This is a genomic window from Polaribacter sp., assembly GCF_965656025.1.
Taxonomy (GTDB): Bacteria; Bacteroidota; Bacteroidia; order Flavobacteriales; family Flavobacteriaceae; genus Polaribacter.
The window spans coordinates 27476-34912 of sequence record NZ_CBFHJT010000020.1 but is presented as its reverse complement, the minus strand read 5'-3'; the positions used below and the strand labels follow the sequence as shown (position 1 = coordinate 34912).

The window sequence follows — 7437 nt, the reverse complement described above, 5'->3', positions numbered from 1 at the left end:
GGTGTAGAAGTAATTCATTTAGGGCATGATAGATCTGTAGAAGAAGTGGTTAATTGTGCCATACAAGAAGATGCAAATGCAATTGCGATGACGTCTTACCAAGGTGGACATAATGAGTATTTTAAATACATGTTTGATTTACTGCAACAAAAAGGTGCTGGACACATTAAAATATTTGGCGGTGGTGGTGGTGTAATTCTTCCTGAAGAAATTGCAGCATTGATGGAATATGGAATTACTCGAATTTATTCTCCTGATGATGGTCGCGAGTTAGGTTTGCAAGGCATGATAAATGATTTAGTAGAACAATCTGACTTTGCAATTGGAGATACTTTAAATATCGATTTAGAAAAATTATCAAAAAAAGAATCAGGTACAGTTGCAAGAGTGATTTCTTCTGCAGAAAATTTCCCTAAAGTAGCAAAAGATACTTTAGATAAAATTCATGAAAAAAATATAAATTCTAAAACCCCTGTTTTGGGAATTACAGGAACTGGTGGTGCTGGAAAATCATCTTTAGTAGATGAATTAGTACGAAGATTTTTAATTGATTTTCCAGAAAAAACAGTGGGTTTAATCTCTGTAGACCCTTCAAAAAGAAAAACAGGTGGTGCTTTGTTAGGTGATAGAATTCGTATGAACGCCATTAATAACGAACGTGTCTACATGCGCTCTTTGGCAACACGACAATCTAACTTAGCTTTATCTAAATATGTGAATGAAGCAGTACAAGTTTTAAAAGCTGCTGAATTCGATTTAATTATTTTAGAAACTTCTGGTATTGGACAATCTGATACAGAAATTATAGAACATTCCGATACTTCTTTATATGTGATGACTCCAGAATTTGGAGCAGCCACGCAATTAGAGAAGATTGATATGTTAGATTTTGCAGATTTAGTGGCTATCAACAAATTTGACAAAAGAGGTGCTTTAGATGCCATTCGTGATGTAAAAAAGCAATACATGCGTAATAATAATTTATGGGATGTTCATATGGATGACATGCCTGTATTTGGAACTATTGCATCACAATTTAACGACCCAGGAATGAATACGTTATACAAACGTATTATGGATAAATTAGTAGAAAAAACGGAAGCTGATTTACATTCTAAAATGGAAATTACAACAGCAATGTCTGAAAAGATCTTTGTTATTCCTCCAGCAAGAGTACGTTATTTATCTGAAATTGCAGAAAACAACAGAGCTTATGACAAGGATGTTGATGAGCAAATTGTTGTTGCGCAGAAATTATATGGTATTTACCAAACGATACTTTCTTTAACGAATGTCACTTCGAGCGCAGTCGAGAAGTCTCTTTTAACAAAATCTGGTTTAGATTCTGATGAGATTGTAAGTGAATTAACAGAAGATAAAGAATTCGTTAAATTACTTTTGGCTCAATTCGAAAAAGTAAAAATGAACTTAAACCCATACAACTGGGAAATTATTTTAAACTGGCAAGAAAAGGTTCAGAAATACAAAGACCCTATTTACTCTTTTAAAGTAAGAGATAAAGAAATAAAAATACAAACACACAGCGAATCGCTTTCTCATACACAAATTCCGAAAGTAGCTTTACCAAAATACCAAGCTTGGGGAGATTTATTACGTTGGAATTTACAAGAAAATGTGCCTGGAGAATTCCCGTACACAGCAGGTTTATATCCTTTTAAAAGAACAGGGGAAGATCCTACAAGAATGTTTGCTGGCGAGGGTGGCCCAGAAAGAACCAACAGACGTTTCCATTACGTGAGTTTGGGTATGGACGCCAAACGTTTATCAACTGCATTTGATTCTGTTACTTTATATGGTAATGACCCTGGTAAAAGACCTGATATTTATGGTAAAATTGGGAATGCAGGGGTTTCTATATGCTGTTTAGATGATGCAAAAAAATTGTATTCTGGTTTCGATTTAAGCCACAATATGACTTCTGTTTCTATGACTATTAATGGACCTGCACCTATGTTATTAGGTTTTTTTATGAATGCAGCTATTGATCAAAATTGTGAAAAATACATTAAAGAACATAATTTAGAAGCAGATGTAGAAGCAAAATTTAAAGAGATTTATGATGCTAAAGGTTTAGATAGACCCAAATATCAAGGAAATTTACCTGAAGGAAACAACGGTTTAGGTTTGATGTTACTAGGTTTGACAGGTGATTTAGTTTTACCATCAGAAGTGTATCAACAAATAAAAAAAGATACTTTAGCGCAAGTAAGAGGTACTGTACAAGCAGATATTTTAAAAGAAGACCAAGCACAAAATACGTGTATTTTTTCTACAGAATTTGCCTTACGTTTAATGGGTGATGTACAAGAATATTTTATTGAAAAACAGGTACGTAACTTTTATTCGGTTTCAATTTCTGGTTATCATATTGCAGAAGCTGGTGCAAACCCTATTACACAATTAGCTTTAACTTTATCTAACGGATTTACTTATGTGGAGTATTATTTAAGTCGTGGAATGGACATCAATAAATTTGGTCCTAACCTATCTTTTTTCTTTTCTAACGGAATTGACCCAGAATATTCTGTAATTGGTAGAGTTGCAAGAAAAATTTGGGCTAAAGCCATGAAAAATAAATATGGTGCCAACCCAAGAGCACAAATGTTAAAGTACCATATACAAACTTCTGGGCGTTCTTTACATGCACAAGAAATCGATTTTAATGATATAAGAACAACATTACAAGCTTTGTATGCTATTAATGATAACTGTAATTCTTTACATACCAATGCCTATGATGAAGCCATTACAACACCTACAGAAGAATCTGTAAGAAGAGCTATGGCTATACAGTTAATTATTAATAAAGAATTAGGATTATCTAAAAACGAAAACCCAATTCAAGGTGCATTTATTATTGAAGAATTAACTGATTTAGTTGAGGAAGCTGTATTAAATGAATTTGATAGAATTACAGAAAGAGGTGGTGTTTTAGGCGCTATGGAAACCATGTATCAACGTTCTAAAATTCAAGAAGAGAGTTTGTATTATGAAACTTTAAAACACAATGGAGATTTCCCAATTATTGGTGTAAACACGTTTTTAAGTTCTAAAGGTTCGCCAACTGTACAACCTGCAGAAGTAATTAGAGCAACAGAAGCCGAAAAACAACAACAAATTAAAACCAAAGAATTGTTGAATAAAGCGAACCCTAAACGTGTTGAAAATCAGATTGAAATTTTACAAGAAGCTGCTATTCAAAATGAAAATTTATTTGATAAATTAATGGAAGCCACCAAAGTGTGTTCTTTAGGACAAATTACTGAAGCTTTATTTAAAGTTGGTGGACAGTATCGTAGAAATATGTAGAGAATTTAGATTATGTTAGTTATTTTTGCGACTTAAAATTTATCAACTTTAAAAAATGAAAAAAATATTTCTTTTATTATTTGTAAACCTACTTTTTGGGTGTTCTAGTGATGAGAATTTTGATGCACAAAATGAAATTGATATTCAGGCGTATATACAGGAAAACAATTTAGATATAGAAAAAACCAATTCTGGTTTGTACTACAATATAAAAACCGTTGGCTCTGGAGAATTTCCGTCTGTAAATTCTAATGTTACTGTTAGTTACAAAGGCTATCTTTTAGATGGTGATATTTTTGACCAATCTTCGAATGCTACATTTAATTTAACTGGAGTTATACCTGGTTTTAGTGAGGCTGTTCAACTTTTAAAAAAAGATGGTTCTGGTACTTTTATTTTACCTTCTAGATTAGGTTATGGCAATAAAGGTTCTGGTAAAATAAAGGGTGGAGATGTTATTGTGTTCGAAGTTAGATTAATTAGAATTAACTAATATTTATCATAGGTAGTTCTGCCAGATTTTAGGTAATTTATAATATGGTTTATAGACCTTTCTTTGGCTTTTTTAAATGTTTTAGTAAAATCAAATAAAAATACAGACTCTTCTCCTATAGCAACAAATTCTATTATTTCTTTGTCTTTTTGGATATTGTAAACTTCAACTTTTACATTTATCACACAATATTCTGTTGATGTTGGTGCTTGCATTCCCACACCATTCATGTTCATTGCACCTTGTGTCCACTCTACTCTATTCATAATTTCTACATTAGAAACATGAATTATATAATCTACTTTATTTTTATTTAAATCGTTAAAGTTACTAGTTATAGTGTCTATAACTACATTAGAAAATAGCTTATTTTCTCTTAATACTGTAGAAAAATCTTTAATGTATTTATTTGAAAAACCTTTATCATCTTTAAAATTCTTAGCGTAGGTTTTTTTAAACTCTTTTACAGAAACAGTATTGCTAGAAAAAACCAGTACTTTTTTGGTAGCTGGTTCTTTAATATCATCTTTTTTTGTTACAAATTGTACATACTCTTTCGAAACTTTACAAGACGAAAAGTTGATAATTGTAAAAATACTTAAAAGTAAAAAATAATATTTTTTCATGCTTTTTTTTTGAGGTGGCTAAAATAAGAATTAAAGATTTAAAGGTTTTATAACTTATTTAAAGTCATAAAACCTTTAAAGAAATATATTCTATTGTGTTTTTAAGTTATTTTGTTTGCTTGCTTTTCTTCCTTTTAAGAAAAAAACGATAAATAAAATCATAACTATACCCAAGTAAATTGAAAAACCTCCAATTTTTGCACTTAATGTTTCTACTAAATCTTTATAACCAGACAAACTATAAATTGAAATAATTCTTAATGCAAAACCAATATTTAATAAATAAAAACCAATTTTAAAAAGTTTATTGGTTGCCATTGCAATTTCTATTTTTTGATTAAAAATATCTAACATAAAAATCTTGCTATTTTTAAATAAATGTTGAGAAACAAAAGTTGTTAAACCGATTGCTATGGGTAAATAAATAATGTAGGCGATTAACTCTAATGAAGTGTTCATAATTTTTAATTTTTAAAGTGTTTGTAAATTAGATAAACTGAATAAATATTAATAAAGTGTAGACTTGCAATAATAAGTATGATGTAACTAAGCCTACTTGATATTTCTAAAATAATTTCTGCTACTGTATAAATTTCTCTCATAGCTTGTAAAGTCCATATTGCCAAGCCTAAATTCAATAAATAATAAGCTATTCGTAGTAATTTGTTAATTCCATTCCCAAAATTTAAATCATCAGGAAAATAATTTAAAATGTATACTTTGCCATTTTTGTAACAAAAATTACCAACATAAATAACAATAAAACTTGATATTAAAATATAAAGAATGTAGGTAATTTGGTTCATATTTCTATTTTTAAATATTCTAAAATATAAGTCCAGAAAAGTGATAAAGGAATAGGAATAGTCCAAAAAATGATAAAAATTATATCCTTATTTATAATTTGTCTTTCAAACTCGAAGAATAAAAAAATACTAACAAAATATAAGATAACTGATATCATATATATTAGTATAAGTTTAAAGTTCTTTATTTTCTTAAAATAAAAAATTGCTATTAATGAGGAAAGAACCTGAAAACAACCTATTGCAAAGGCAATATATATTGAGTAAAAAAGGAAACTTGGATCAACAATTGCTATTAAAAGAGAAATTAAAAATGGAATCATTAAAATTCTATTGATCCAAGTCATTATTAATATATTTATTTTCATAATTTTGATATTTAAAACTTTCAGAAATATTTGAAAGTTTATTTATAAATTTTTTTACTTTTTAATGAGTTTGGTAAAGTTTGATAATAACCAATGTTCATCTGCTTTTATCGCTTTTTCTAAAATACCATTTACCTTTGTGGTTACAGAAGATAAATCTCCTAAAACTTGTTTAAACTGAACACCTTCTTCAGTAGTATCTTCTACTTCTTGTAATTCGTCTAAAACTTTTAGAACAGGTTCTATCTCACGTTTTTTGCGTTCTTTGGTTATTTGTTTAAATAATTCCCAAATATCTTTGTCTGCCACAAAAAATTCTTTACGCTCCCCTACTACAAATTCTTTTTGTACAATTCCCCAATCAATTAAAGCTCTCACGTTCATGTTTACATTTCCACGAGAAATTTTTAACGCTTCCATAATATCTTCTGCAGATAATGGTTTTGTAGACACCAATAACAATGCATGCACTTGTGCCATCGTTTTGTTTATGCCCCAAGAGGTTGCTAAACTTCCCCAAGTTTGAATGTATTTATTTTTTGCTTCCTCTAATTTCATACAGCAAATATACAATTATTTTCTAAACTTTCAATAATTATTGAAAATAAAATAATTTATTATCAAAAGGATAGTACTTACCTTTATTTTGTAATCAAATAAAAGAAACTAAAAAAATGAAAATCTTAGGAATTGGATCAAGAATTAATCATTCTGAATATGGTTTTGGAGTTGTAACCAACGTAGACAGCAGACAATATTGGGTAACTTTTCAAGAAAACGGTTTAGAAACTATACCTTTAAATGATGAATTTGAGACTATTGAAGCTGTTGAAAATGAAGTTGATGCTGTAAGTTTTATGGATTTAGAAAGTAGTTTGAAAAAAATTTTAAGACAATGGTCTGATGTTACTGAAATTTCACCAATTGCAGATAAATGGAAAAAAGGAACCTTAATTTTACAACCAGAAGACAGCAATTTATCAAACAAAGAAATACCTATTGATACGTTTTTTCATAAAATAGTGATGGTTAGAGACAGAATTCGTGTAATGGAGCAAAAAATAAACGCTAGTAAAACTTTAGACGATCAAGACAAAATAGATTTGCAACAATACATTACCAGAATTTATGGAAGCTTAACCACTTTTAACGTATTGTTTAAGGTAAAATCTGATTACTTTGTGGGTACAAAATCGAAGTAATAACTTGTCAGTTCGAGTGGTTTTGGGTTTTGCTTGATGGTATCGACAACTATTTTATAAAATATTTCTAAATAATTGCATCTTTTTAAGTTATTATTTGTCTATTATATGAACTATAAAATTAAATATCATGAAAAATAATATTTGTACTTGCGACTGCGAAGCTTTCAAAAGAGGAAACTGCTTACATTGTACTTGTGTAAACTGCACTTGTACTAATTGTAATTGTTAGTATTAATAACTTGTTTTAATACGAATGCTGAACCTGTTTCAGCATCTAAATAATTAAAAACTTGTCATTTCTAGTGGAGTCAAAAAAATCTTTATAATAAAAAGACTTTTTACTCCACTCTAGGTGACAAAACTTCGCATTTTAAATGACTACAAACCAAGTTTGGATAAAATACAACCTAGATTTAAAAAGATTTATCATCAGTAAAGTAAAAAATGAAACAATCGCAGATGATATTTTACAAGATACCTTTATTAAAATTCACACCAAACTACATACCTTAAAAGACACGTCTAAAATAAAATCTTGGTGTTTTACAGTGGCTAGAAACTCTATTTTAGATTATTGGAAAAACACCAAAAAAGCTTTTGAAATAGCCA

At 29.2% G+C, this 7437-nt stretch carries 8 protein-coding genes; 4 read left to right on the top strand and 4 right to left on the bottom strand.

Going from position 1 to position 7437, the window contains the following annotated elements; all coding sequences use genetic code 11:
- Both ACTG3S_RS05685 and ACTG3S_RS05680 read left to right on the top strand, forming a co-directional pair.
- On the top strand, positions 1 to 3330 hold a 3330-nt coding region (locus ACTG3S_RS05685; protein ID WP_439128400.1), incomplete at its 5' end, for a methylmalonyl-CoA mutase family protein.
- Positions 3331 to 3385: 55 nt separating this feature from the next.
- Positions 3386 to 3823, top strand: coding sequence for an FKBP-type peptidyl-prolyl cis-trans isomerase (locus tag ACTG3S_RS05680; protein ID WP_439128399.1), 438 nt, complete (start codon positions 3386 to 3388; stop codon positions 3821 to 3823).
- Here ACTG3S_RS05680 and ACTG3S_RS05675 read toward each other — a convergent pair.
- From ACTG3S_RS05675 to ACTG3S_RS05660, 4 genes are all read right to left on the bottom strand, one after another.
- The gene (locus tag ACTG3S_RS05675) at positions 3820 to 4449 is read right to left on the bottom strand and encodes a hypothetical protein (protein ID WP_439128398.1); all 630 of its coding nucleotides are present in this window, start codon (positions 4447 to 4449) and stop codon (positions 3820 to 3822) included. The two genes, ACTG3S_RS05680 and ACTG3S_RS05675, sit on opposite strands and share 4 nt — an antisense overlap.
- 90 nt (positions 4450 to 4539) lie before the next feature.
- Complete coding sequence (locus ACTG3S_RS05670) at positions 4540 to 4908, bottom strand: hypothetical protein (protein ID WP_439128397.1); 369 nt, start codon at positions 4906 to 4908, stop codon at positions 4540 to 4542.
- Between the two features lie 5 nt (positions 4909 to 4913).
- The gene (locus tag ACTG3S_RS05665; protein WP_439128396.1) at positions 4914 to 5255 is read right to left on the bottom strand and encodes a hypothetical protein; all 342 of its coding nucleotides are present in this window, start codon (positions 5253 to 5255) and stop codon (positions 4914 to 4916) included.
- 422 nt (positions 5256 to 5677) lie between these two features.
- Complete coding sequence (locus ACTG3S_RS05660; RefSeq protein ID WP_439128395.1) at positions 5678 to 6181, bottom strand: GbsR/MarR family transcriptional regulator; 504 nt, start codon at positions 6179 to 6181, stop codon at positions 5678 to 5680.
- 116 nt (positions 6182 to 6297) lie between these two features.
- Between ACTG3S_RS05660 and ACTG3S_RS05655 the strand changes: the two genes are divergently transcribed.
- Positions 6298 to 6825, top strand: coding sequence for a hypothetical protein (locus tag ACTG3S_RS05655; protein WP_439128394.1), 528 nt, complete (start codon positions 6298 to 6300; stop codon positions 6823 to 6825).
- 377 nt (positions 6826 to 7202) lie between these two features.
- A partial coding sequence (locus tag ACTG3S_RS05650) for a sigma factor (RefSeq protein WP_439128393.1) occupies positions 7203 to 7437 on the top strand: 235 nt, incomplete at its 3' end.